23 protein-coding genes are annotated in these 22,418 nt (G+C 72.1%); 14 read left to right on the top strand and 9 right to left on the bottom strand.

Annotation, left to right across the window (positions count from 1 at the left end):
• The first annotated feature begins 20 nt into the window (after positions 1–20).
• The 4 genes from ACLQ26_RS02270 to ACLQ26_RS02255 all read left to right on the top strand — a co-directional run bounded on the left by ACLQ26_RS02270 (position 21) and on the right by ACLQ26_RS02255 (position 3,883).
• Positions 21–830: an SAM-dependent methyltransferase gene (locus ACLQ26_RS02270; RefSeq protein ID WP_425742871.1), complete on the top strand. Its 810-nt coding sequence runs from the start codon at positions 21–23 to the stop codon at positions 828–830.
• 79 nt (positions 831–909) lie between these two features.
• Positions 910–2,568 carry a putative bifunctional diguanylate cyclase/phosphodiesterase gene (locus ACLQ26_RS02265; protein WP_425743129.1) on the top strand — a complete coding sequence of 553 codons (1,659 nt, stop codon included), beginning with the start codon at positions 910–912 and terminating at the stop codon, positions 2,566–2,568.
• Between the two features lie 48 nt (positions 2,569–2,616).
• The gene (locus ACLQ26_RS02260) at positions 2,617–3,201 is read left to right on the top strand and encodes a TetR/AcrR family transcriptional regulator (protein WP_425742870.1); all 585 of its coding nucleotides are present in this window, start codon (positions 2,617–2,619) and stop codon (positions 3,199–3,201) included.
• A 13-nt stretch (positions 3,202–3,214) separates the two neighbouring features.
• Positions 3,215–3,883: a lysophospholipid acyltransferase family protein gene (locus tag ACLQ26_RS02255; RefSeq protein WP_425742869.1), complete on the top strand. Its 669-nt coding sequence runs from the start codon at positions 3,215–3,217 to the stop codon at positions 3,881–3,883.
• 13 nt (positions 3,884–3,896) lie between these two features.
• On the opposite strand, the gene ACLQ26_RS02250 is transcribed toward ACLQ26_RS02255, so the two are convergent.
• From ACLQ26_RS02250 to ACLQ26_RS02240, 3 genes are all read right to left on the bottom strand, one after another.
• Entirely contained in the window at positions 3,897–5,021 is a 1,125-nt protein-coding gene (locus tag ACLQ26_RS02250) for a glycosyltransferase family 4 protein (protein WP_425742868.1), read from the bottom strand.
• On the bottom strand, positions 5,018–6,277 hold the full coding sequence (locus ACLQ26_RS02245) for a M48 family metallopeptidase (RefSeq protein ID WP_425742867.1): 1,260 nt from the start codon (positions 6,275–6,277) through the stop codon (positions 5,018–5,020). Before ACLQ26_RS02245 ends, ACLQ26_RS02250 begins: the two co-directional genes overlap by 4 nt.
• A 273-nt stretch (positions 6,278–6,550) precedes the next feature.
• Positions 6,551–6,766: a hypothetical protein gene (locus tag ACLQ26_RS02240; protein WP_425742866.1), complete on the bottom strand. Its 216-nt coding sequence runs from the start codon at positions 6,764–6,766 to the stop codon at positions 6,551–6,553.
• 316 nt (positions 6,767–7,082) lie between these two features.
• On the opposite strand from ACLQ26_RS02240, the gene ACLQ26_RS02235 reads away from it, so the two are divergent.
• The 3 genes from ACLQ26_RS02235 (at position 7,083) to ACLQ26_RS02225 (ending at position 8,416) form a co-directional block, all read left to right on the top strand.
• Complete coding sequence (locus tag ACLQ26_RS02235; RefSeq protein WP_425742865.1) at positions 7,083–7,475, top strand: hypothetical protein; 393 nt, start codon at positions 7,083–7,085, stop codon at positions 7,473–7,475.
• A gap of 22 nt (positions 7,476–7,497) precedes the next feature.
• Positions 7,498–7,830, top strand: coding sequence for a hypothetical protein (locus ACLQ26_RS02230; protein ID WP_007463171.1), 333 nt, complete (start codon positions 7,498–7,500; stop codon positions 7,828–7,830).
• Positions 7,831–8,170: 340 nt separating this feature from the next.
• Positions 8,171–8,416, top strand: a complete 246-nt coding sequence (locus tag ACLQ26_RS02225) for a hypothetical protein (protein ID WP_425742864.1) — start codon at positions 8,171–8,173, stop codon at positions 8,414–8,416.
• Between the two features lie 29 nt (positions 8,417–8,445).
• Here the strand turns inward: ACLQ26_RS02225 and ACLQ26_RS02220 are convergent, their stop codons facing one another.
• Positions 8,446–9,876 carry an NYN domain-containing protein gene (locus ACLQ26_RS02220; RefSeq protein WP_425742863.1) on the bottom strand — a complete coding sequence of 477 codons (1,431 nt, stop codon included), beginning with the start codon at positions 9,874–9,876 and terminating at the stop codon, positions 8,446–8,448.
• Positions 9,877–10,003: 127 nt separating this feature from the next.
• Here ACLQ26_RS02220 and ACLQ26_RS02215 point away from each other — a divergent pair, with 127 nt between their 5' ends.
• From ACLQ26_RS02215 to ACLQ26_RS02195, 5 genes are all read left to right on the top strand, one after another.
• The gene (locus ACLQ26_RS02215; protein ID WP_425742862.1) at positions 10,004–11,758 is read left to right on the top strand and encodes a DEDD exonuclease domain-containing protein; all 1,755 of its coding nucleotides are present in this window, start codon (positions 10,004–10,006) and stop codon (positions 11,756–11,758) included.
• 128 nt (positions 11,759–11,886) lie between these two features.
• On the top strand, positions 11,887–13,680 hold the full coding sequence (locus ACLQ26_RS02210; protein WP_425743128.1) for a RelA/SpoT family protein: 1,794 nt from the start codon (positions 11,887–11,889) through the stop codon (positions 13,678–13,680).
• A gap of 52 nt (positions 13,681–13,732) precedes the next feature.
• Complete coding sequence (locus ACLQ26_RS02205) at positions 13,733–14,275, top strand: NUDIX hydrolase (RefSeq protein ID WP_363683123.1); 543 nt, start codon at positions 13,733–13,735, stop codon at positions 14,273–14,275.
• On the top strand, positions 14,272–15,159 hold the full coding sequence (locus ACLQ26_RS02200) for a sugar phosphate nucleotidyltransferase (protein ID WP_425742861.1): 888 nt from the start codon (positions 14,272–14,274) through the stop codon (positions 15,157–15,159). The genes ACLQ26_RS02205 and ACLQ26_RS02200 overlap by 4 nt, the downstream gene beginning before the upstream one ends.
• Positions 15,160–15,239: 80 nt before the next feature.
• Positions 15,240–15,527 carry an Lrp/AsnC family transcriptional regulator gene (locus tag ACLQ26_RS02195; RefSeq protein ID WP_007463184.1) on the top strand — a complete coding sequence of 96 codons (288 nt, stop codon included), beginning with the start codon at positions 15,240–15,242 and terminating at the stop codon, positions 15,525–15,527.
• Between the two features lie 87 nt (positions 15,528–15,614).
• On the opposite strand, the gene ACLQ26_RS02190 is transcribed toward ACLQ26_RS02195, so the two are convergent.
• The 5 genes from ACLQ26_RS02190 to ACLQ26_RS02170 all read right to left on the bottom strand — a co-directional run bounded on the left by ACLQ26_RS02190 (position 15,615) and on the right by ACLQ26_RS02170 (position 20,780).
• Positions 15,615–16,295 carry a DUF4142 domain-containing protein gene (locus tag ACLQ26_RS02190; RefSeq protein ID WP_425742860.1) on the bottom strand — a complete coding sequence of 227 codons (681 nt, stop codon included), beginning with the start codon at positions 16,293–16,295 and terminating at the stop codon, positions 15,615–15,617.
• A 192-nt stretch (positions 16,296–16,487) separates the two neighbouring features.
• Entirely contained in the window at positions 16,488–18,119 is a 1,632-nt protein-coding gene (locus ACLQ26_RS02185) for a cytochrome bc1 complex cytochrome b subunit (protein ID WP_393296227.1), read from the bottom strand.
• Positions 18,116–19,204: a ubiquinol-cytochrome c reductase iron-sulfur subunit gene (locus ACLQ26_RS02180; RefSeq protein ID WP_425742859.1), complete on the bottom strand. Its 1,089-nt coding sequence runs from the start codon at positions 19,202–19,204 to the stop codon at positions 18,116–18,118. The genes ACLQ26_RS02185 and ACLQ26_RS02180 overlap by 4 nt, the downstream gene beginning before the upstream one ends.
• A gap of 64 nt (positions 19,205–19,268) precedes the next feature.
• Positions 19,269–20,108, bottom strand: coding sequence for a cytochrome c (locus ACLQ26_RS02175; RefSeq protein WP_425742858.1), 840 nt, complete (start codon positions 20,106–20,108; stop codon positions 19,269–19,271).
• 72 nt (positions 20,109–20,180) lie between these two features.
• A complete protein-coding gene (locus tag ACLQ26_RS02170) occupies positions 20,181–20,780 on the bottom strand; it encodes a cytochrome c oxidase subunit 3 (RefSeq protein WP_425742857.1) in 600 nt (199 codons plus the stop codon).
• A gap of 108 nt (positions 20,781–20,888) precedes the next feature.
• On the opposite strand from ACLQ26_RS02170, the gene ACLQ26_RS02165 reads away from it, so the two are divergent.
• Both ACLQ26_RS02165 and ACLQ26_RS02160 read left to right on the top strand, forming a co-directional pair.
• On the top strand, positions 20,889–21,854 hold the full coding sequence (locus ACLQ26_RS02165) for a cytochrome c oxidase assembly protein (RefSeq protein WP_425742856.1): 966 nt from the start codon (positions 20,889–20,891) through the stop codon (positions 21,852–21,854).
• A gap of 105 nt (positions 21,855–21,959) precedes the next feature.
• Positions 21,960–22,355 carry a hypothetical protein gene (locus ACLQ26_RS02160; protein WP_007463197.1) on the top strand — a complete coding sequence of 132 codons (396 nt, stop codon included), beginning with the start codon at positions 21,960–21,962 and terminating at the stop codon, positions 22,353–22,355.
• Positions 22,356–22,418: the final 63 nt, after the last annotated feature.

Genomic DNA, 22,418 nt, shown 5'->3' with positions numbered 1-22,418 from the left:
GGACTCAAGGGGTTGAGCGCATGCAGCGGCCGGACTGGGCACCCGACACCATCGACATCGAGCGCCCGAGCGTCGCGCGCATGTACGACTACTACCTCGGCGGATCGCACAACTTCGCCGCCGACCGGGCCGCCGCGCAGGCGATGGTGGCAGCCGTACCGGAGGCGCCGCTGATGGCGCAGGCCAACCGGGCGTTCCTGCGCCGGGCGGTCCACCATCTCGCCGAGGCCGGCGTCCGACAGTTCCTGGACATCGGCTCGGGCATTCCGACAGTCGGCAACGTGCACGAGATCGCCCAGCGCATCGACCCGGAGTCGCGGGTGGTCTATGTGGACGTCGACCCGGTAGCGGTGGCGCACAGCCGGGAGATCCTGGCCGGCAACGATCGCGCGGTGGTCGTGCAGGAGGACGTGCGGCACCCGGAGGCGATCCTGACCCACCCCGACGTCCGCAAGCTGCTCGACCTGAGCCAGCCGGTGGCCGTGATGATCGTGGCCGTGCTGCACTTCGTCTCCGACTCCGACCGTCCGGCGCAGTTGCTGCGGGCACTGCGTGACGCGCTGGCGCCCGGCAGCTACCTGGTGCTGTCCCAGGTCAGCGACGACGGGCGCAGCGGGGACGAGCGGGCCGAGGCGGAGCGGGTCTACCAGCGGACCGACAGCCCGCTCTGGATTCGCAACCGGACCGAGCTGACGGCGCTCTTCGACGGGTTCGAGCTGGTCGACCCCGGCGTGGTCTGGGTGCCGCAGTGGCGACCGGACACCCCGGAGAGCGCGGAGGACGCCGAACGTGCGGCCTTCATGGGCGGCGTCGGGCGACTCGGTGACTGAGTCGCCCGGGGCGGACACCCGCCCGGGCACCTTCGCCCGCGCGTGGGCCAAGGCGGTCTCCGGCACGAGCTACCTGCCGATGACCCAGGCTCAGCTCGAGGCGCTGTTGCACCGGCTCACCGGGCAGCTGGCCGGCGCGCTGCTCGCCGAGCCGTTCGACCTGCGGGCCGGGCACCGGGTCGGCGCGGAGCTGGTCGCCGCGCACATCGCGTCCGCGGAGGGGCTGGGTCGTACGGTCGAGGTCATCCAGCTCCGGCTCGTGCGGGACCTGGGACTGGTGGCCGAGGACGTCGAGGACCGGATGGCGCGGCTGCTGGCCGCCGTGGCGACCGGCTACGCCCGCGCGCTGCGCGACCGGACCCTCGACGAGCAGGAGTCGATCCGTCGGGCCGCCATGATGGCCCGCACGCAGGCCGAGCGGGCGCTACGGGCCAGCGAGGCGCGGTTTCGCCACCAGGCCACCCACGACCCGCTCACCGGCCTGCCCAACCGGACGCTGTTCACCGAACGACTCACCGCCGCGCTCAACGAGCCGGGCCGGGGCGCCCAGCGCGTCGGGGTGTGCTTCCTCGACCTGGACCGCTTCAAGGTCGTCAACGACAGCCTGGGGCACCAGGTCGGCGACCGGCTGCTGACCACTGTGGCCGAGCGGCTGCGTCAGACGCTCGGTGAGCACCTGGTGGCCCGCCTCGGCGGGGACGAGTTCGTCATCCTGGTGGAGGGCGCCGGCGGCACCGACGCCGTCGTGGAGGTGGCCGAGAGCGCCCTCGCGGCGGTCCGCACACCGGCGGTGGTCGACGGGCACGAGCTTCAGGTCACGGCGAGCATCGGCATCGTCGAGCGGCAGGTCGCCGGTGCCAGCCCCAGCGACCTGATGCGGGCCGCCGACAGCACCCTGCACTGGGCGAAGTCGGCCGGCGGGGCGCGCTGGGCGCTCTACGACGCCGAACGCAACCGCCGGGAACTGGCCCGCTACGCCCTCTCGGCGGCCATTCCCGCCGCGCTGGAGCGGGGCGAGTTCTACCTCGACTACCAACCCCTCACGTCGCTGCGCGACGGCCGGCTGCTCGGCGTGGAGGCGCTGGTCCGCTGGCGGCATCCGGAGCTGGGCGTCCTGCGGCCGGACAGCTTCATCGCGCTGGCCGAGGAGACCGGCCTGATCGTGCAACTGGGCGGGTGGGTGCTGGCCGAGGCGTGCCGGGAGGCGGAGGCGTGGTCGGCGGGGGGCGTCCAGGCGCCGTTCGTGAGCGTCAACCTGGCGGTTCGGCAGGTGCACCGGCCCGGCCTGGTGCAGGAGGTCCGTACGCTGCTGCGCCAGACCGGTCTGCCACCCGAGCGACTCCAGTTGGAGATCACCGAGAGCACGATGATGAGCAGCGCCAAGGAGCCGGTGCGCGCGCTGCGGGTGCTGGCCGATCTCGGGGTACGCATCGCCATCGACGACTTCGGCACCGGCTACAGCAATCTGGCGTACCTGCGGGACCTGCCCGTCACCGAACTGAAGGTGGCCGGGGAGTTCGTGGCCGGCCTGCGCTCGCCGGCGGTGGGGCGTACCGACGAGCGGATCCTCGCCTCGCTGGTGTCGCTGGCGCACGCGCTGGACCTGACGGTGACCGCCGAGGGGGTGGAGACCGCCGGGCAGGCCGAACGGCTGCGGGCGATCGGGTGCGACGCCGCCCAGGGCTGGCACTTCGGCCGGCCGGCCCCCGCCGATCGGATCCTGGCCCGCATCCGCTGACCCGGGACGCAGTAGACAGCGTCTACGCCCGGCTGGTAGACACTGTCTATGAGCGCGGAGGACGCGGGCGTACGGGCCCGACTGGTGGCCGCCGGGGTGGACCTGGTGCTGCGTGAGGGCCAGTCGGCGGTGTCCCTGCGGGAGATAGCCCGTCGGGCGGGCGTCTCGCACGGCGCGCCGCGCCGCTACTTCCCCACCCATGTCGACCTGCTCTCCGCCATCGCCCGGGAGGGCTTCGCCGACCTCACCACCCGCGTCGAGGGGACCCTGCGCGCGGCAGGCCCGGATCCGCGTACCCGACTGGTGGCGCTGGCCCGGACGTACCTGGACTTCGCCGCGGCGCATCGCGGCATGTTCGAGCTGATGTTCCGCCACGACCTGCTGGCCAGCGGTCGTCTGCGGCTGCGCGAGACGAGCCTGCCGCTGTTCACCCTGCTTGTCGACCTGGTGGCCCAGGCGCGCCAGCCGACCGACGCGCCCGCGCCGGTGCTGGCCGGCGCGCTCTGGGCCAACCTGCACGGCATCGCCCAACTCTGGGCCTGGGGCAGCCTGCCGCTGGCCACCGGCGCCACCGACGACGACACCCTGCTGCGGGCCGCGCTCGACGCGCACCTCGGCCCCACGCCGCACTGAACCGGGAGAAGACGTGCCCCTGCTGTACGAGATCGGCAAACTGACAGTCGGCACCACCCTGCGGCTGGGCTGGCGACCCCAGGTGGACGGGCTGGAGCATCTGCCCCGACACGGTGGCGCCATCCTCGCCGGTAACCACCTGTCCGTCGCCGACGAGGTGTTCCTCGGCTGCCTCACGCCGCGCCACGTCACCTTCTGGGCCAAGGCCGAATACTTCACCGGAAGGGGCCCGGGAGGCTGGCTCAGCCGGCAGATCGTCGCCGGCATGGGCGCCATCCGGGTCGAACGGGCCGGCGGCCGGGCCGCCCTCACGGCTCTCGACTCGGCCGTGCCGGTGCTGCGCGCCGGTGGCCTCGTCGCCATCTACCCGGAGGGCACCCGATCCCCCGACGGACGGCTCTACCGAGGTCGGGTCGGCATGACCCGGCTGGCCCGCGACGCCGAGGTGCCGATCATCCCCGTCGGCGTGCTCGGCACCGCCGAGGTCCTGCCTGTCGACGCGCGGCTGCCCCGCCGGCACCCGGTCACTCTGCGGTTCGGACCGCCGATCCCCGTCGCCGGGCGCATCACCGGGCCGCGCGACATCCGGACGATCACCGACGAGGTGATGGCCGCGATCCAACGGCTCACCGACCAGGAGTACGTGCCCCGCTACGCCCCGCCCCGGCCTGCGCGCGTCTGAGCACGGGCGGCTGTCAGCCGGCGAGCAGAGCAGCCATCCGCTGCGCCTGCGCCTCCCAGCGCCACTCCCGCTCCACCCACGCCCGGCCGGCCGCGCCCAGCTGGCGGGCCAGATCGCGGTCGGCGAGCAGCCGGGACACCCGGTCGGCGAGCTGGGCGACGTCCCGCCCGCGGACCACGTACCCGGTCTCGGACTCACGGACCGCGTCCGGGGCGCCGCCGGAGTCCCCGGCCACCACGGGCAGACCGGTCGCGGACGCCTCCAGGTAGACGATGCCCAGCCCCTCCACGTCCAGCCCGCGGTTGCGGGTGCGGCAGGGCATCGCGTAGACGTCGCCGGCCGCGTAGTGCGCCGGCAGCTCGGCCGCCGGCACCGAACCGGTGAACACCACGTCCCGCTCGACGCCCGTCTGCCGGGCCAGCTTTTCCAGGGTTGCCCGGTACGGCCCGCCACCGACGATCAGCAGCGCCGCGTCGGGCACCCGGCGGCGGATCTCCGGCAGTGCCCGGATCAGCATGTCCTGACCCTTGCGCGGCACCAGCCGGGACACACAGACCACCACCGGCCGGTCGGTCAGCCCCAACCGGGCCCGGACCGGCTCACCGTCCACCGTCGGGTGGTAGGTGTCCACGTCCACCCCTGGCGCCAGCCGGCGCAGGTCGGTCACCCCGTCCAGCACGCGAGCCAACCGGGTGCGGGTGTACTCGCCGAGGTAGGTGGTCACGTCGACACCCCGACCGATGCGCCGCAGCGCCGGCCGGGCGGCCGGCAGCGCCGCCCAGCCGACCTCGTGGCCGTGGGTCTGCGCCACCACCCGACGGATGCCCGCCCGTCGCCGCAGCCCGGCGGCGAGCAACCCCAGCGGGGCCGCCGCGCCGAACCACACGGTGTCGCAGTCGTACGCACGAGCGAGGCGGGCCGCCCGGCGGGCGATCAGCGGGGTGGGCAGCAGCACCCGGGTGCGTTCGCGGATCACCTCGAAAGGCTGGTCGGCGTCGAACTTCGCGGCACCGCGCCAGCTCGACGCGTACACGACAACCGAGCCGGCCGGTTGGCGCACGGCGAGGTTGTGCACGAAGGACTGGATGCCGCCCGGCCGGGGCGGGAAGTCGTTGGTGATCAGCAGCGTGCGGCTCATCGGGCGGCCTCCCGGGCGTACGCGCGGGCGGCGGCCATCCGCTCCACCGTGGACGGATGCGAGGCCGAGTAGAGGTATTCCCAGCGCGGCGGATCGGGGTCGCCCAGGTTCACCGAGCCGAGGCGGCGCTGCATCGACTCGAAGGCCACCGGATCGCCGGTGAGCGTGAGCGCGTGCGCGTCGGCGCGCGCCTCCACCCGCCGCGACAGCAGCGCCTGCACCGGGGTGGCGACCAGGCCGGCCACCGTGACCAGGGCGATCAGCAGCGGGAACGCGCGTGGATCGGCCACCGAGTCGACGCCGGCCAACCGCAGCAGCAGCCCCCACGAGCCGAGCAGGTAGAGCGCCACCACGGCGGCGGCCGCGCCCAGCGCCCCGGTCAGGGTGCCCACCGTGACGTCGGAGTCCTTCGCGTGGCCCAGCTCGTGTGCCACCACAGCGGTCACCTCGGCCGGGGTGGCCTCGCGCAGCAGCGTGTCGTAGACGACCACCCGGCGGGTCGGCCCGAGGCCGGAGACGTACGCGTTGACAGCCCTGGTGCGCCGCGAGGCGTCGGCGACCAGCACGTCACGCACCGGCACCCCGTCGCGGGCGGCCATGCTCATCAGCTCGGTGCGCAGCGGGCCCTGCTCCAGGGGGGTGAACTTGTTGAACACCGGCTCCACAAGCACTGGCAGCACGAACGAGAGCAGCACCACAAGCAGTGCCGCGCCGGCTGCGCCGAACGCCCACCACCAGCGCGGGGCCAGCCGGATGACCGTGTAGAAGCCGAACAGCGCCACCGCCCCGATCACGGCGCTCACCGCGTACGACTTGAGCAGGTCGACCGCCCAGCCATTCCACCCGTTGGTGCTCAACCCGTAGCGGGTCAGCACGCTCTGCCTCCAGGCGGCGAACGGGAGGGTGAGCAGGTCGGCGACGAGCACCACGGCGAGACCGCCGAGCACCGCCTGCGCGATCCAGTGCCCACCGAACGGCCGGCCCACCAGCTCGACCAGGCGGCTGCCCAGCGGGGTGAGACCGAGCGCGACGGCGATCAGCAGCCCGACGGCGAGCGCGGCATAGCTCCCGGGGCGCAGCGCGGCACGGAACTCGCGCCCCTTGGCCACCTGCTCCGCCGGGAGATCACGCAGCGCGGCGAGCTGGTCGGCGCGGGGCGCCGGCGGCCGGTGCCAGGGAATGAACAGCGCGGCGGTCACCAGCAGGGCCACCGTCAACCCGGCCAACGTCAGCAGCGCCCACCCGCGCGGAGTCACCGGGGCACCGCCGTGCGCGCCACGCGATGGGCCCGCGCAGCACCGACGAACTCGCCGTGCTCGCGTCGCACCCCGCTCATCCCGCCGCTCCTCCCGCCGTGACCGCCCATCCTATGGCCCGCGAAAAGCCCGCTCCGGGCGCGGTGTCGCGCTCCGCCGCGCTGGCGGGCGGCCGCGCTGGCGGGCGGCCGGCGTGCGGCGACGGCGGGCCGCGCGGCGGACCTGGCATGCGGCGACGTCGGGACGCGCGACGGACCCGGGGTGCGGGCGGACTCAGGCCACCCGACGGACCCGGCGCGCGGCGACGCCGGGCCGCGCGGGCGCTGCCAGCACCTCGACGTCGAAGCCGGCCCGGGCGAACACCTCGATCGCCTCGACCTCTGCGGCGACCAGCCCGGCCGCCGGGGACGTCTCGTCGAACAGGGCGGTCAGCGGGCAGCCGGAACAGCCCTCGGCCCGCTTCGCGCACCCGTCGCAGTCGATGAGCATCGCACCTCCCGATCGCTCGCGATGCGCAGTCGACGCCCTGTCGTCGTCGCCCGAGCACCGTCGGTCACATCGACGCTATCCACCGGGTACGACAGAACCGCCCGCACCGCCCCGTTGAGGGCTAGATCGACTCCAGATCAGTGAAATCGGGGTATCCCGGCCGGTCGGACACCGCGACATCGGCGATCCCGTGACGAGCCAATCGCCGGTCAAGTGCCGGTCAAGCGCCTGTTCCGTCCATGGTGGCCGCTGCGATCGTGATGCTACGGCCGAGCGGAACCGGCCGAACCCCAGGTCGACCCACGGAGGACTCGACATGCGCGGACCATCCTCGACCACACGCTCCCGCCTCTCGGCCGTCGCGCTCCTCGCGGTCGCCGCGACGGCGGCGGGCGGGCTCGTCGCCACGCCGGCGCAGGCCACCTCGGCACTCGGCTGCAACTACCCCCGCGTCTGCTTCTGGGTGACCGGGAGCCCGTACGACGACGCCCCGCCGACCGCGTCGTTCCAGGACAACTACTACCAGACCCTCGGCTCCCGCAGCCGGGGCGCCGACTGGGTCTACAACACCCGCAACGACGACGGCGCGAAGATCTTCTACTCCAACGGCGACTGGGTCTGCGTCGCGCCGGGCGAGCTGGCCTACCTCGAGCCGTACGGCTACGCGGTAGCCCTCGACATCATGGACTCCCCGTACTGCTCCTACTGACCGCCCGCTGGAGGTTGAAGACATGAATCCACGACGTCTCCTGGCCGCATGCGCCGTCACGGTGACCGCAGCGGTCGGCCTCGTCGCCACCCCCGCGTTCGCCGGCGGCACCTTCCAGACCAAGACCGACCTGAACCTGCGCTACTGCCAGTGGCTGAACAACTCGCAGTGCTCGGTCATCCTCACGATCCCGAAGGGCCAGTCGGTCTACCTGAACTGCTGGGCGCCCGGATCGTCGGTAAACGGCGACACCGTCTGGTACAACGCCTTCTACGGCAACGCGAGCGGCATGCTCGCCGGTGACTACATGAACACGGGCCACGACCCGAACCCCGCCGTCTACCGCTGCGTCTAGCGGCAGCGGGCACCGGGGGTTCGAGATCCACTCCAGATCGGCGATGTCGGGGTGTTCCGACCGTCCGGACACCCCGATATCGCCGATCTCGTGTCGATCGCCGGGCCGCGATGGGCTCCCGGCCGCGGCGGGTGGGCCGCCCTGACCTGCGCCCACTGCCCGAGGCCCGTCCGTTGCGAAGTCCTCCTACCGTGGGCCGTGACTATCGGGGGTAGGCATGACAGACGGGGTCAGGTAGGTGGCTGACGAGGATGACCGCCCTCCGTCGGACCATCCACGCGGAGAGGTGCCACCGCGCAGCCGAACCGGATCGACGAAACGACACGTCATTGTGGTGGCGGTGATCACCTGCGTTCTCGCCGTGGTGATCGGGCTGATCGCGACGTTGGCGCACGGTGACACTGACGGAACCGTCTCGGGCAAGGACGTGGTCTCGACGTCGGCCTGCAACCGCAAGGGCCAGATGTGCCGCCTGCGAACCTGCTACCAGGTCACCTACGTGACCAGCAACGGCCGGAGCAGGAAGTCCTGCGTGCAGAAGCCTCGCTACGACCGCGTCCGCGTCGGTGACCGCTTCTCGGAATGACGCCGGGAGCGACGACCCCGGCCGTGCCCTCAGGAACGGGCGAGGCGGCGCAGCAGCGAGTCGGCGCCCAGCGGGTACGCCCCGTGCCGGCGTACACCGTCGGCGACCTCGCGGTCGGACGAGATGACGACGACCGGACGGCCCGCCGGCTCGGCGCGGACCAGGCGGCGGATCAGCTCGTCGGCGGTCTCGCCCTTTCGGGAGAAGAGCACCCGGACGCCGCGCGGCGCCGGGGGCAGCCCGTGCATCCGTTCGGCGCCGTCGAACACGACTGTGACCTCGTCGCCGGTCTGCGCGGCGATCCCGCCCAGCCCGGTGATGAGGCGTTTGCGCTGCTGTTCCAGCGACATCTCGCCGAAGCCGCGCTTGGTGACGTTGTAGCCGTCCACCACGAGGTGCGCCCGGGGCAGGGCCAACAGCTGGTCCAACCGGGCCGGGTCGTCGGTGTCGCGGGCGCGGGCGGCCGGGCCGGCCGGGGCGGTGCCCGGCTGCTCGGCGAACGCGTCGGCGACGAAGTCGGCGGGGAGCTTGTCCACCGGGTCGAGTGCCAGCTCCCGGCGCAGCCCGACGGCGGCCTGACCGATGGTCTCCAGCAGCAGCCAGAGGCGGGCGTCGTCGACCGAGCGCGCCTCCTTGGCACTGGCCCGGGCCACCCCGGCGGCGGCCTCCGCCTCGGCGAGTCGGGCGCGGGCGCGGCGCAGTTCGGCGTCCACGTCGGCGCTTGCGCGTGCGGCCCGGCCGCGTTCGGTCGCCAGGAGTTCGGTGGCCTTGCGCTCACGGGTCTGCGTCTCGCGCAGGGTACGGGCGAGCTGCCGGGACTCCTCGCGGAGCTGGCCCAACTCCTCGCGGACCCGCGCCAGCTCGTCGCGGAGCTTCTCGGCCTCGACCCGGGCCACCGCCCGGTCGTGCTCGGCGCGGGTGGCCCGCTGCTCGGCCTCGCGGACCAGCTCGGCGACGACCGCGCTGTCCGCCTCGGCGCGGACGGCGGCGCCGCTGGCGTCGATAAGCTCCCGCCAGCCGCGGGGTCGGGCCAGGTAGGCGAGCGCGGCCACCTCGACCGGGTCGGCGGCGGCCGGCGCGGTGCCCTCGATCACTGCCGCGCCGAGGTCTCCGGCGTCGGCCAGCACCCGGGCGGTGACCCGCTGCCGGAACAGCGGGTCGGCGGTGAGCTGGGCGGCGATGGCCGGGGCGCCGAGGCGGGCCCTGCGGTTGGGGGCGAACTTGGCCACCCGGCGCAGCGGCACCGGCACCTCGTCGGCGGGCAGGGTGGGCAGCACGGTGGCCGTCAACGCCACGATCCGCTGCCGGACCGGCTCGGGCAGCGTCGGCTCGGGCTCGACCGCCGAATCGACGCCCGAATCGAGAGGTGTGTCACTGCTGTCCGGGTCGCCCACGGCACCGTCGACGACGACCGGATCCTCCTGCGGGAGGTGGTCGTCGTGCGGCTCGGTGAGGGGCATGTGGCAAGTCTCCCACCGCGACCGGGCCCACCGCCCGGTGAGTGAGCCGATCTCTCATCCTAGCCCCATGGTGACTGCTGGGACGGCTGCGACGGGAGTGTCGGACCGAGGCGTTACCGTGCCGCCGATGGCACAGGCGGAGTACGTCCAGGAGTCACTTGCCGGTCTCGACCCGGCGGTGGGCGGGGTGGACCCGGCCCTGCCGCTGTACGCGACGACCTTCGTGGTGGTCGACCTGGAGACCACCGGCGGCGCGCCCGACGGCGGCGGCATCACCGAGATCGGCGCGGTCAAGGTGCGCGGCGGCGAGCACCTGGGTGAGCTGGCCACCCTGGTCAACCCGGGGCAGCCGATTCCGCCGTTCATCACCGTGCTGACCGGCATCACCCAGGCCATGTTGGTGCCGGCGCCGCCGATCGAGCAGGTGCTGCCCAGCTTCCTGGAGTTCCTCGCCGACGCGGTGCTTGTCGCCCACAACGCCCCGTACGACGTGGGGTTCCTCAAGGCCGCCTGCACGAAGCACGGTCACCGCTGGCCCAATCCGCGCGTACTGGACACGGCGGCGCTGGCCCGCCGGGTGCTGACCCGCGACGAGGTGCCCAACCGCAAGCTGGGCACCCTGGCCGCCTACTTCCGCACCGCCACCCAGCCCACACACCGGGCACTCGATGACGCGAGAGCCACGGTCGACGTGCTGCACGGGCTGATCGGCCGCCTCGGTGGGCACCGGGTGGACACGGTCGGCGACGCCATCGAGTTCGCCCGCGCGGTCACCCCGACGCAGCGCCGCAAGCGACACCTGGCCGAGGGGCTGCCCAAGGTCCCGGGGGTCTACATCTTCCGGGCCGCCGACGACCGGCCGCTCTACGTCGGCACCTCCGTCGACATCGCCACCCGGGTGCGCAGCTACTTCACCGCCGGCGAGAAGCGCGCCCGGATCTCCGAGATGCTTGCCGCCGCCGAGCGGGTCGAGGCCGTGGAGTGCGCGCACTCGCTGGAGGCCGAGGTCCGGGAGCTGCGCCTGATCGCCGCGCACGCGCCTCCGTACAACCGGCGGTCGAAATACCCGGAGCGGATGGTCTGGCTCAAGCTCACCGACGGTCCGTACCCTCGGTTGTCGATCGTCCGGGACCTCTCCCCCACGGACACCGCCTACCTCGGGCCGTTCACCTCCCGGCGGGCCGCCGAGCTGGCCGCCGCCGGCTTCCACGACGCGGTGCCGCTGCGCCAGTGCACGCACCGGCTCTCGCTGCGCACCATCACGCCGGCCTGCGCGCTGGCCGAGCTGGGCCGCTGCCCGGCACCCTGCGAGCACAAGATCACCCCCGAGGAGTACGACGACAGAGCCGCCGGGCCGTTCCGCACCGCCACCGCCAGCGACCCGCAGCCGGTGGTGGACGCGCTGCTGGCCCGGATCGACGTGCTCGCCGCCGACCAACGCTACGAGGAGGCAGCAGTGGTGCGGTCCCGGCTGGCCGCGGTGCTGCGCGCCACCGTGCGGATGCAGCGGCTGGCGGCGCTGACGTCGATCGTCGAGCTGGCCGCCGCCCGACCGGCCGCCCGGGGCGGCTGGGAGCTGGCCCTGGTCCGGCACGGTCGGCTGGCCGGCGCCGGGGTGTCGCCGCCCGGAGTCCACCCGCGACCCACGCTTAACGCCATCCGGGCCACCGCCGAGACCGTGTCGGGTGGGCACGGTCCGGTGCCGTCGGCCACGGCGGAGGAATCCGAGCGCATCCTGTCCTGGTTGGAGCGGCCGGAGACCCGGCTGGTCGAGATGTCGTCCGGTTGGTCGTCCCCCGCGGGCGGGGCGGGCCGCTTCCGTGACCTGCTGGCGAAGGCCGAGAGCGGGGGGTCGCACCAACTCTCGACCGAACGCTCATGACCAACTGACCGATCGGACTACGTCGACTCCCTTAGGCTGTTAGAGAAGTGCAGTCCTGCCCGTTTCGTGGGCCTGCTTCCGATCGCCCCGTCCGGCGGTCGCGGAGCCGGGGTGAGGAGGTGTCCCTCGTGGACGTCGACGCCGGACACGGCGCCGCCCTGGGGGGCGCCCTGCCGACCCAGTCGGGTGAGCTGCCCCTGACCCGCCGACTGCGGTCGTTGCTCACCTGGCCGACCACCGACTCCGACCCGGTCACGCACCTGGTCCGCACCCATCGGGGCATCCACTCCGGCACCGACCCCGCCGTGCTGCGCCGGGCGTACACGATCGCGGAGAACATGCACCGGGGTCAGTTCCGCAAGAGCGGCGAACCGTACATCACCCACCCGCTCGCGGTGGCGCAGATCTGCGCCGAGCTGGGCATGGACACCACGACCCTGGTGGCGGCGCTGCTGCACGACACCGTCGAGGACACCCGCTACACGCTCCAGGCGCTGTCGGAGGACTTCGGCGGCGAGGTGGCCCACCTGGTCGACGGGGTGACGAAGTTCGACAAGGCGTTCTACGGCAAGGCCGCCGAGGCGGAGACGGTCCGCAAGATGATCGTCGCGGCCGCCAAGGACGTCCGGGTGTTGATCATCAAGCTGGCCGACCGGCTGCACAACATGCGTACGCTCGGTGTGCGCTCCGCGGCGTCGCGGGAACGGATCGCCCGCAAGACCCAGGAGGTGCTGGTCCCGCTCTGTGACCGGCTGGGCATCCAGACCCTCAAGCGCGAGCTGGACGACGTGGTGCTGCTGCACCTGGAGCCCGACGAGCACGCCCGGCTGGCCCGGCACGTGCACGATCGGCCCGGCTGGGACTCGTACCTCGACTCGGTGGTGACACGGACCCGGGCGGCGCTGCGCCGCAGCCGGGTCGACGCCGAGGTGAGCCCGCGCCCGCGGCACCTCTACTCAATCTGGAAGGACACCATCGCCGGCGGCCACACCGCCCCGTTCGACCTTCCCCGCATCTCGGTGGTGGTCGACGGGCCCGCCACCGACTGTTACGCCGCCCTGGGCGCGATCCACGGCACCTGGCGGCCGGTCCCGGGCCGTTTCAAGGACTTCATCGCCTCACCGAAGAACAACCTCTACCGCTCGCTGCACACGAGCGTCTGCGGCCCGCAGGACCGCACGGTGGAGGTGCTGATCCGCACGGAGGAGATGCACCGCGCGGCCGAGTACGGAATCGCCGCCGACTTCCGCTTCCCACGCTCCGGCGGCGGCAGCGCGGCGGCCAGGGCCGAGCAGTTGGACTGGCTGCGCCGCGTGCTCGACTGGGAACCGGACGCCGCCGACCCGGCGCAGTTCTACGAGTCGCTGCGCTGTGACCTCGCCGAAGGCCAGATCCAGGTCTTCTCCGACGGGCGTCAGGTCGTGCTGCCGGCTGGCGCCACACCTGTCGATCTGGCGTACGAGCTGGGCAGCCAGCGGGGCGACCACTGCCTCGCCGCCCGGATCAACGGCCGGCTGGCGCCGCTGAGCTCGGAGCTGGACGAGGGCGACGTGGTGGAGATCTTCACCGAGAACGACGGCGACAACGGCTTCGAGGCCGGCGTGGCGCCACGCGGCCCGCGCAGGGAGTGGTTGGGCTTCGTCAAGTCGCCGCACGCGCAGATGCAGATCAACAGGTGGTTCGCCGAGCACACCGAACCGGGCATCACGATCAGCGACAAGGTCCGCCTCGGCCGGGCCACCATCGGGCTCGCCCTGCGCCAGCACAACCGCGGCCTCGCCAGCGACCTGCCGCTGCTGCGGCTCTCCGAGGAGCTGGGCTATCCCGACCTGGAGACCCTGCTCGTCGCGGTCTTCGACCGGGTGATCGAACCGGACACCGTGGTACGCCAGCTCATCGACCTGGTCGACCATCGACAGTGACCGGCCGGCCCCAGCGCGTCCGAGGGACATTCGTGACCACTAACCTGGGGTCATGATCCCCCGTTCCCGCGCCACCGGTCGGGCCATCTTCTACCAGGCCTTCTACCGGCTGCCGCTGCCGGTGCGCCGTCGCCTGGTCAAGCTGGCCGTGCCCAAGTACATCGTCGGGGCGGTCACCCTGGTCCGGGACGCCGAGGCGACGGGCGCGGGCCGGCTACTGATGTTGCGCCAACCCCCCGGCAAGGGCTGGTCGCTGCCCGCCGGCCTGCTCAACCGGGCCGAGCCGCCCGTCGTGGGCGCGGCCCGCGAACTGTTCGAGGAGTCCGGCATCCGGCTGCCACCGTCCCGGCTGCGCCCGGCCGCGCCGAACGCGATCGTGCACGCCAAGGGCTGGGTGGACATGGTCTTCGAGACGGAGGTGCCGGCGTCCACCACCGACCTGGCGGTCGACGGCGCGGAGGTCTTCGAGGCCGCCTGGCATCCGCTGGACGACCTGCCCAAGCTCACCTGGCCGACGGCCCGGCTGCTCGCCTACTACGACATCGGGCCGCTGGCCGGGCAGTTCCCGCCCCCGATCCCCGACGACCTGCCATGACCGACCCGGCTGCCATGACCGGTCCGGCTTCCGTGCCGGCCGAGCTGTGCGCGGTCGTGCTCGCCGCGGGTGAGGGCACCCGGCTGCGTCCGCTCACCGCGCGGGTGCCCAAGGCGCTCTGCCCGGTCGGCAACGTGCCACTGCTGGATCGGGCGCTGGCCCGCCTCGCCGGCCTCGGCCTGAGCGGTCCCGCACGCGTCGCCGTGAACGCCTGCTACCTCGCCGACCAGGTGGTCGACCACGTCGGCGGCCGCGCCCACCTGTCGGTGGAGCCCGGCGACCCGCTCGGCACCGCCGGTGGGGTGGCCAACCTGCGGGACTGGATCGACGGTCGGCCGGTGCTGGTCGGCAACGCCGACGCGTACCTGGCCGACGCCGCCACTCCCCCGGGCCCCGACCTGGCCGCGCTGCTGGACGGCTGGGACGGCCACTCGGTACGCCTGCTCGGGCAGCCCGCCGTCGACCCGACGGCCCCCGGCACCTTCGCCGGGCACTGCTTCACCGGGTTCTCGCTGCTGCCGTGGCGGCTGGTCCGTGACCTGCCGGTGGTCTTCTCCGACCTGGTACGTGCGGTGTGGCGGCCGGCCGAGGCGGCCGGCGCGCTGGAGGTGGTGCCCTACCCGGGCACCTTCTACGACACCGGCACTCCCGCCGACTACCTGGCGGCCAACCTGCACGCCGCGGGCGGCGGTGCTCTCGTCGACCCCTCCGCGACAGTGACCGGGCGCTGCGTGGAGTCGGTGGTAGGCGCGGGCGCGCGGGTCGACGGCGAGGTGCGCCGCACGGTGGTGTGGCCGGGCGCGACGGTGCGCGACGGCGAACGGCTGCACGACGTGATCCGGTTCGGCGACGGCTGCACGGTCCAGGCCGCCGCGCACGGCTGAGCCGACCCGGTACACCCTCTCCCGGTCGAGGCGGAGACATCTAGCATGGGCGACGACGCCGACGAACGGAGAATTGCCCCGTGATCACCGCGATCGTGCTGATCGACTGCGCCACCGACGCGATTCCCGAGGTGGCGGAGACCCTGGCCAATGTCACAGGCGTCAGCGAGGTCTACTCGGTGGCCGGGCACGTGGACCTCATCGCCATCGTCCGGGTCCGCGAGTTCGACCAGATCGCCCAGGTCATCGCGGGCAGCATCTCGAAGGTGCCGGGTGTGCTGAACACGGAGTCGCACATCGCTTTCCGGGCGTACTCCCAGCTCGACCTTGAGGAGACGTTCGCGATCGGCCTCGCCGACGCCGACTGACCCGCGAGGCCGCGTGGGAGGGCCGCCGCCGGACGCGGCGCGGCCGGTCCACCCCTGCGGGTGGACCGGCCGTCTGCTGCCGCTACGTCAGCTCTCGCTGGGAGCGGGCCGCTCGGTGGTGCCGAGGCCCGGTTCCGGGGACTCGGTGATGCCGCCACTCGGAGCGGGCGACTCGGTGGTGCCACCCGGAGCCGGCGACGAGGTACCCGGGCTGGGCGTACCGCTGGCGCTGGTCTGCGGGACCGGGACACCCAACTGGTTGGCGAGCTGGACCAGCTCGTCGTAGTGCGCCTGAAGCGTCGGCAGGGCGTTCTGGGCCAACTGGACCACCGACTGCTCGGAGCCCTGCGAGATCTCCGTCTGGGTGGCCTGGATGGCCTGGACGTGACCGGCCAGCTCACTGGTCACCCAGAGCCTGTCGAACTCCGCGCCGTTGACGTTGTTCAGCTTGTCGATGACGGCCTGCTGATCGGCGCTGGGCTCGTTCGGCAACTCGACGTTGAGCTGGGACGCCGTCTGCTGCACCGTCTGGTCAAGCTGGGTGTGGTCGGTCTTGAACATCGCACCCAGGTCCTTGACCCCCTGGTTCTGGCCCTTCTGCTGAGCCAGGTCACCGGCGGTGATCTCGAACAGGTTCACCTGGTGCACCGCCTGCAGATACTGGGTGTCCTGCGTCGACGGCTGTGCCGCGGCCTGCGCGGCCACAGCCGGCGCGACACCTACCAGCACCAGCGCGGCCAACAGGCCGAGGCGTTTGAGACCCAACATGCTTCCCCCCCTAGAGACGTTGGACCGCACGGATACCCGGCTCACGGGGGTTATTCCTGCGATCGCCCGGCGCGCGGGGTCGACCGGTCCCGCCGTGGCCGTCCGACTCCTGCTCGGATGGGCGACGGACACCGACAACGACGTGGCGCCCGCCGGAAGTCCGGCGGGCGCCACGTGACGGTGCGGTCGGGGTCAGTGACGGCTCTCGCCGCTACCGATCTCCGCGCGCTCGGGCCGGGGCTCGACCGGCGGGTGACCCGGCGAGACCGGCGCCTCGACCGGCTTCTCGATCGGGTAGAAGAAGCCCCGGACCGCCGGGCCGAGAGCCCCGAGCCGGTTCATCTTCTTCGGCACGACCCAGCCGACGTAGTCCAGCTCACCGTGGCCGTCCGCGTGCCCGTTCGCCGCGCTGAGCGGCTGGTGCACCTCGACGAACCGGCCGTCCGGCAGGCGCCGGATGATGCCGGTCTCCACTCCGTGCGCGAGCACCTCCCGGTCGTGCTGCTGCAGACCCAGGCAGAGCCGGTAGGTGACGTAGTACGCCAGCGGCGGGACCACCAGCAGGCCGACACGGCCCGCCCAGGTCATCGCGTTCAGGCTGATCTGGAACTTGTCGGCGATCACGTCGTTGGCGCCCGAGAGCGTCAACACGACGTAGAAGGCGACGGCCATGGCGCCGACGGCCGTACGGGCCGGAACGTCACGGGGCCGCTGGAGCAGGTTGTGGCTCTTGCGGTCCTTGAGGTGCCGGGCCTCCAGGAACGGGTACATCGTCGACAGGCCGACCAGGATGCCGGGCAGCACGACAGTGGGCCAGAACAGCGGCGGGATGACGTACCCGTCGCCGATCGGGATGTTGAGCTGCCACGCCGGCATGAGTCGGGTCGAGCCGTCGAGGAACATGACGTACCAGTCGGGCTGGCTGGCGGCCGAGACCACCCACGCCTCGTACGGGCCGAACAGCCAGATCGGGTTGATCTGGAACAGACCGCCCAGCAGCGCGATGACGCCGAAGACGACCATGAAGAAGCCGCCCTGCTTCAGCGCGTAGCGGGGGAACATCCGCTCGCCGACCACGTTGCCGTTGGTCCGGCCGGGGCCGGGCCACTGGGTGTGCTTCTGCTTGAAGACCAGGCCCAGGTGGGCGCTGATCAACGCAAGCAGCAGACCCGGGATCAGCAGGACGTGGGCGATGAAGAACCGGCTGATGATGATCGTGCCGGGGAACTCGCCACCGAAGATCGACGACGTGAGCCAGGAGCCGATCACCGGGATGGACAGCATGATCGCCGAGGCGATCCGCAGACCGGTGCCGGACAGGCCGTCGTCGGGCAACGAGTAGCCGGTGAAGCCGGCCAGGAAGCCGACCCAGAACAGCAGCGAACCGATGATCCAGTTGGTCTCGCGCGGCTTGCGGAAGGCGCCGGTGAAGAACACCCGCAGCATGTGCACGACGATCGCGGCCATGAACAGCAGCGCCGCCCAGTGGTGCATCTGCCGCATCACCAGGCCACCGCGGACGTCGAACGACAGGTCCAGGCTGGAGGCGTACGCGGCGGACATCGGCGTGCCCTGCAACGGGGCGTAGCTGCCGTCGTAGACCACCTCGGTCATCGCCGGCTCGTAGAAGAAGGTGAGGAACACACCGGTCAGGAGCAGCACGATGAACGAGAACAGCGCGATCTCGCCCAGCAGGAACGACCAGTGGTCCGGGAAGACCTTGTTCAGCAGCTTGCGCAGCGGAGTGGCAACCTGGAAGCGGTCGTCCACCCCCACCGCGGCCTTGCCCGGCGTGGCTGCCAGGTCAAACTTTCGACGCTTCATGGCCGCTCCCAGAAATCAGGCCCGACGGTCTCGGTGTAGTCGGACTTCGCCACGAAGAAGCCCTCGGAGTCCACCTCGATCGGCAGCTGCGGCAGCCGCCGGCTGGCGGGGCCGAAGACGGGCCGGGCGTTGTCGGTGATCAGGAACTGGGACTGGTGGCACGGGCAGAGCAGCCGGTTGGTCTGCTGCTCGAACAGGCTCGCGGGGCAGCCGGCGTGCGTGCAGATCTTGGAGAACGCCGCGTAGTTGCCCCACATGTAGTCGCCGTGGCCCACCCGCTCGTTGGCCCGGCGCGACTCCTGCGCGTCCGAGTCGCGCAGGTGGATCAGCAGCGTCGGCGAGTCGGCGTGCCTGTTGCTCACACCGTGCTCGATGCCCGGGAAGACAGTCAGCTGGCCACCGGTGCTGATGTCCGCCGGGCGCACCGGGCGGCCGTCCTCGCGGACGAGGCGGATCCGCTGGCCGCCCTCGGCGGTGGCGAACCCGGTGGTGAACATCTGGTTGTTCTTGTGCGGCTGCGAGATCAGACCGCCGACCAGCGGCGCCGCCGCGACCGCGGCGACCGGCGCGAGGCCGGCCAGCAGCGAGATGCCGAGCAGCGGACGACGCTTCACACCCAGCTCGTCGGCCATGTAGAGCATGGTCTGGCCGGTGATGGTGCGACCGTCGGCGTCCACCGCGCCCTCGTGCCGGTCCTGGATCGAGACCTCCTTGGGCAGCAACTTCTTGCCCCAGGTCAGGATGCCGAAGCCGACGGCGAGCAGCGCCACGCCGAGGGTGAACCCGAGCAGCGGGGTGTAGAACTTGTCGCCGCCGCGGCCCGGCTCGTACTTCCACGGCCACCAGATGTAGATGGCCAGGAAGGCGGTCGCCGCCAGGCCGGTGATCAGGAAGAACCCGGCCACCACGCGGGTCAGCCGACGCTCGGCCTTCGTGCCGGGCAGCACCTGCGGCTCGTAGTGCACGATCTCGATGTCGTCCCGACGCGCGCCCTCACGGACGATGTCGAACCGGGTCAGCCCGGGGTCGTTCACGTCGAGCGGCTCCCGGCCCTGCGGGGCCTGGTGCTCGGTGTGCGTGCTCATGCCGTCACCTCGCTACGGGTGGCGCCGAGCGGCACCACGGCACTGAATCTGACGATCCGCTCGGTCACGACTTACCCGCAATCCACAGGCTAGCGAACACGAGCGCCACGATGCCAACCAGGAAGATCGCCAGGCCCTCGGTGGACGGCCCGTACCGACCGAGGTTGAACCCGCCCGGGTCCTGGTCGGTCTTCAGCGTCTCCTGGATGTAGGCGATGATGTCGGCCTTCTGCTCCGGCGTGATCTGGTTGTCGCCGAACACCGGCATGTTCTGCGGGCCGCTCAGCATCGCCGCGTAGATCTGCCGGTCCGTCGCCGGGTGCAGGCTCGGGGCGAACTTGCCCGACGAGAGCGCGCCACCGCCGCCACCGAAGGCGTGGCACTGGGAGCAGTTGATCCGGAACAGCTCGCCACCGGCCGCGACGTTGCCGTCCTCGTGGAGATTGTCCTCGGTGCCCGGAACGACCGGACCGCCACCCAGCTCCTGGATGTACTGGCCGAGCTGGCGGACCTGCTCGTCGGTGAAGACCGGCGGCTTGCGGTGCGCCTGGGCCTCCTGGCGGGCCAGCGGCATACGGCCCGAGCTGACCTGGAACTCGACCGAGGCCGCGCCGACGCCGATCAGGCTCGGCCCGCGACCCTCGACGCCCTGGGCGTTGCGGCCGTGGCAGGTCACACAGCTCACGTCGAACAGCGCCTTGCCCTCGGCTGCGGCGCCGGTCAGCGGCGGATTGTCCTGCGCCTGCGCACCGGGGGCGAAGACGGTGTATGCGCCGCCGGCGATCATCAGCGCGGCGAACAGCCGGACCGCGGCGCCCAGCCGGCGGCGGCCCCTGCTGCGCGCGGCGGGCCGCCCGCGCAACCGCGCGAGCAGGCCGCGTCGGCGGTCGTTGTCAGAAGTCATGAGCTGTGTCCTTAACCGGTTGGACCTTGTCTCAGGGGACGGAGCAGCGGCGCGGTTCGTGACGCGCCAAGATCACTGAAGCCAGTAGATCATGGCGTACAGCCCGATCCACACGACGTCGACGAAGTGCCAGTAGTACGACACGACGATCGCCGAGGTCGCCTGCGCCGGCGTGAACCGGCCCATGGTCGTGCGGACCATGAAGATGATGAAGGCGATCAGACCGCCGGTCACGTGCAGGCCGTGGAAGCCGGTCGTCAGGTAGAACATCGAGCCGTACCCGTCGCCGTTGATCTTGACGCCGTCCTCCACCAGGTGGCGGTACTCGTTCACCTGGCCGAGCACGAAGATCAGACCCATCACGAAGGTGACGGTGAACCAGCGGCGCAGCGCGTGCACGTCACCCTTCTCCGCCGCGAAGACGCCGAGCTGGCAGGTCACCGAGGACAGCACGAGGATCACCGTGAAGGTGGTCGCGTACGGGATGTTCAGCGACTCGGTGTGCTTCTCCCACTGCTCCGGCGCAGCCGCGCGGATCGAGAAGTACATCGCGAAGAGCGCCGCGAAGAACATGAGTTCGCTGGAGAGCCACACGATCGTCCCGACGCTGACCATGTTGGGTCGCGTCAGAGAGTGGATCCGGCTCTTGTCAATGGCTGGGGCCGCAGTCACGCCGTCATTATTGCCCCTGACCGGGGCCGGCGATCAGCGGGGTGGCAAACCTGCGCCTTCCGTGGCCCGACCAACGAGGTCCGGTTCGCCTGGCCTAGCCTGAAAAGCGTGCTGCACGTCGATCCGATCCTCGCCGCCACCTCGGCCGTCCCCGCCGATGTGCTCGCCAGCGCCACCGCTGGCCCCTCGAGCCTGCCACCGTTCAGCGTCGACCGGGTGCTGACCGAGGCCCGGCTGGACAGCTGGCTGGCGCTCGGCCTGGTGCTCGCCGCCGGCCTCTACCTCTACGGGGTGTACCGGCTACGTCTGCGGGGCGACGCCTGGCCCCTCGCGCGTACCGTCTTCTTCCTCGGCCCCGGCCTCGGCGGTATCGCGCTGGTCACCGTCTCCGGGATCGAGACCTACGACACCGCGTTGCTGTCGGTGCACATGGTCCAGCACATGGTGCTCTCCATGGTGTCGCCCATCTTCCTGGCGCTCGGCGCGCCGATGACGCTCGCCCTGCGGACCCTGCCGGTCGGGCCGCGAAAGCGCCTCCTGGCGATCGTGCACAGCCGCGTCGCCCGGGTCTACAGCTTCCCGCTGGTGGCGTTCGCCATCTTCGTGGTCAACCCGTTCGCGCTGTACTTCAGCGATCTGTACCGCTTCACCCTGGAACACGCCTGGGCGCACGAGCTGGTGCACGCGCACTTCATCATGACCGGCTGCGTGTTCTTCTGGCCGCTGCTCGGCCTCGACCCGCTCCCGGGCCGCTGGCCGTATCCGGCGCGGGCACTGCTGATGCTGCTCTCCGTGCCGTTCCACACCGTGCTCGGGCTCACCATCATGCAGAGCACCACCCTCTTCGGCGGCGACTGGTACCCGTCGCTCCACCTGAGCTGGGCCGACCCCAAGGCCGACCAGGTGGTCGCCGGCGGCATCCTCTGGGCCGGCGGCGAGTTCGTCAGTGTGACCATGCTCGCGGTGCTTGTCGTGCAGTGGGTGAAGCAGTCCGAGCGGGAGGCCCGCCGGGTCGACCGCGAGCTGGACCGCCAGGAGGCCCGCGAGCGCGCCGCCGACGCCGCGACGACCTGAGCTGGGCAGACGGTACGCCGCCGGCCGCGCGTCGGGCGGGATGTCGGCTACGTCACGTCGACCGGTACGATCGGCGGGCAGCTACGAGGTGGGAGCCTGTCAGCCATGAGCGATCGTCTGTGCACCGTCCTGCTCTACAGCGACGACCCGCAGGTCCGTGACCGGATGCGGCTCGCTGTCGGCACCCGGCCCGCCCCCGGGCTGCAGATCGAGTTCGTCGACGCGTCGACGTACGCCGAGACCATCCGGCTTGTCGACGACTACGAGATCGACCTGCTGGTGCTCGACGGCGAGGCGAGCCCGGGCGGCGGCATCGGCATCGCCCGCCAGATCAAGGACGATCGGGACGACGCCCCGCCCACCTGCCTGGTGATCGCCCGCGCCGCGGACCGATGGCTCGCCGCGTACGCCGAGGTCGACGCGACGCTTGTGCACCCGCTCGACCCGGTGACCACCGGCAGCACGGTGGCCGAGCTGCTGCGGACGCACGCACCCGCCTGACGTCCCCCGCTCTCCGGCACCGACGCGGCGCCGGACCAGCCGGCGCCGGTTCCAGCCCACCCG

This window comes from Micromonospora sp. DT43 (genome assembly GCF_049841645.1).
In the GTDB taxonomy this organism is placed as follows: Bacteria; Actinomycetota; Actinomycetes; order Mycobacteriales; family Micromonosporaceae; genus Micromonospora.
This window is presented reverse-complemented; position numbering and strand designations above follow the sequence as displayed.

What these genes read in the sequence shown, in the direction of transcription:
- ACLQ26_RS02270 (WP_425742871.1), top strand. Translation starts at nt 21, where the DNA reads ATGCAGCGGCCGGACTGGGCACCCGACACCATCGACATCGAGCGCCCG.
- ACLQ26_RS02265 (WP_425743129.1), top strand. Translation starts at nt 910, where the DNA reads ATGACCCAGGCTCAGCTCGAGGCGCTGTTGCACCGGCTCACCGGGCAG.
- ACLQ26_RS02260 (WP_425742870.1), top strand. Translation starts at nt 2,617, where the DNA reads ATGAGCGCGGAGGACGCGGGCGTACGGGCCCGACTGGTGGCCGCCGGG.
- ACLQ26_RS02250 (WP_425742868.1), bottom strand. Translation starts at nt 5,021, where the DNA reads ATGAGCCGCACGCTGCTGATCACCAACGACTTCCCGCCCCGGCCGGGC.
- ACLQ26_RS02240 (WP_425742866.1), bottom strand. Translation starts at nt 6,766, where the DNA reads ATGCTCATCGACTGCGACGGGTGCGCGAAGCGGGCCGAGGGCTGTTCC.
- ACLQ26_RS02235 (WP_425742865.1), top strand. Translation starts at nt 7,083, where the DNA reads ATGCGCGGACCATCCTCGACCACACGCTCCCGCCTCTCGGCCGTCGCG.
- ACLQ26_RS02230 (WP_007463171.1), top strand. Translation starts at nt 7,498, where the DNA reads ATGAATCCACGACGTCTCCTGGCCGCATGCGCCGTCACGGTGACCGCA.
- ACLQ26_RS02220 (WP_425742863.1), bottom strand. Translation starts at nt 9,876, where the DNA reads ATGCCCCTCACCGAGCCGCACGACGACCACCTCCCGCAGGAGGATCCG.
- ACLQ26_RS02215 (WP_425742862.1), top strand. Translation starts at nt 10,004, where the DNA reads ATGGCACAGGCGGAGTACGTCCAGGAGTCACTTGCCGGTCTCGACCCG.
- ACLQ26_RS02205 (WP_363683123.1), top strand. Translation starts at nt 13,733, where the DNA reads ATGATCCCCCGTTCCCGCGCCACCGGTCGGGCCATCTTCTACCAGGCC.
- ACLQ26_RS02200 (WP_425742861.1), top strand. Translation starts at nt 14,272, where the DNA reads ATGACCGACCCGGCTGCCATGACCGGTCCGGCTTCCGTGCCGGCCGAG.
- ACLQ26_RS02190 (WP_425742860.1), bottom strand. Translation starts at nt 16,295, where the DNA reads ATGTTGGGTCTCAAACGCCTCGGCCTGTTGGCCGCGCTGGTGCTGGTA.
- ACLQ26_RS02185 (WP_393296227.1), bottom strand. Translation starts at nt 18,119, where the DNA reads ATGAAGCGTCGAAAGTTTGACCTGGCAGCCACGCCGGGCAAGGCCGCG.
- ACLQ26_RS02180 (WP_425742859.1), bottom strand. Translation starts at nt 19,204, where the DNA reads ATGAGCACGCACACCGAGCACCAGGCCCCGCAGGGCCGGGAGCCGCTC.
- ACLQ26_RS02175 (WP_425742858.1), bottom strand. Translation starts at nt 20,108, where the DNA reads ATGACTTCTGACAACGACCGCCGACGCGGCCTGCTCGCGCGGTTGCGC.
- ACLQ26_RS02160 (WP_007463197.1), top strand. Translation starts at nt 21,960, where the DNA reads ATGAGCGATCGTCTGTGCACCGTCCTGCTCTACAGCGACGACCCGCAG.